Here is a 1,136-nt window from a genome sequence, read left to right as displayed (position 1 = left end):
ATGGTGTGCTGGCTGAATGCGAAGTTATCGATAGCGCGCTGAGTTTGCGCTTGATACAAGGCATTCGCCGGGAATTTTACTTCGCCCATGCTGTCGGTTTCAATACGAAATTCGGTGGTCATAGTAGGGTTCCTTTCGTTTAATCAAGAGAAGTCTGAATGAGGCGTAATTGTTGTTGTAATTGGAGAAACTTTACGTCGCCATGTTCAAACTGATAGTAGTAACGTTTGAGGCAGAATAAGGGCGTGTGAACCGAATCAAGGCAGACTCGGCGAAATGTACGAGTGCGAGTTGGGTCTTGAATCGCTTCGAGAAGGTGGAAATACACTTGGCGTAAAAACAGTTCGCACAAGAGTAAGTTTTCGTCTTCTGCTTCATGCTCATAGCTGGATGACAACACCATACCCCAATGAATATAGTCATGAATGACGTCGGGCTCAAAGCCACTTGGCGCGGCAAGTTGGAAGCGATCTTGCGCTTTGAAGAAGGCGTTGAATATGTCCTTTCTGCGTTTCATATCTGCCTCAATTAATTAGATAATGATAATTATTATCAATTAAGAATAAATTAGCAACCCTCTATTTTCGACAAGATTAGATATAAAAAAGCCGACGCAGTCGCATCGGCAGAAATGGTTAGGTTTTCATCCCGCAGCAAAGCTTATCCGTTGTTTAGAAGGATAAGCAGCGTAATGTTACTCAGTAAACAAGGTTTCGTATTTCACAAATGCTGTTTGTGTTTCGCCGTAGTAAAGCGTGCCTTCGGCTTGGATAACGACTCGTAACCAGCTCTCTGCGGAGGTTGCCTTTGGCAGAGAGATGTACCAGTTTTGGCCAGCTTGATCGGCGCGTGTCATATCAATCGGCTGAGCGTTCTGTTGTTGGTCATCTACTACGGACAGCTTGACGCCTTCCAGCGGATAGGCAGCGTTGAGAGAAAGTTCTAGGCTATCTTTTGTCAGTTTTTCAGAACGGAACTTAACTTTAAAATCGCCATTTTCCATGTCACATAGGCCACTGGTGTAACGGCAGTTGGACTTACTCGCGAGCTTGTAAGTTTCCCCTTCTTTAGCGGCATGAGGCTTTTCGCTCAGTGCCATATCGGTACCAAAGTAGGCAATGATAGAAAGTATGGGC

The 1,136-nt window shown here is 45.0% G+C and carries 2 protein-coding genes; both read right to left on the bottom strand.

Annotated features, from left to right (window positions below):
• Positions 1-139: 139 nt before the first annotated feature.
• Entirely contained in the window at positions 140-517 is a 378-nt protein-coding gene (locus R7E47_RS24995) for a hypothetical protein (protein WP_005458016.1), read from the bottom strand.
• Between the two features lie 177 nt (positions 518-694).
• The coding region (locus R7E47_RS24990) for a hypothetical protein (protein ID WP_318085475.1) at positions 695-1,136 on the bottom strand (442 nt) is incomplete at its 5' end.

The organism is Vibrio sp. Vb1026 (genome assembly GCF_033338745.1).
In the GTDB taxonomy this organism is placed as follows: domain Bacteria; phylum Pseudomonadota; class Gammaproteobacteria; order Enterobacterales; family Vibrionaceae; genus Vibrio; species Vibrio alginolyticus.
Note: the sequence above shows the minus strand (reverse complement) of the source record. Positions and strands in the feature narration are given on the sequence as shown.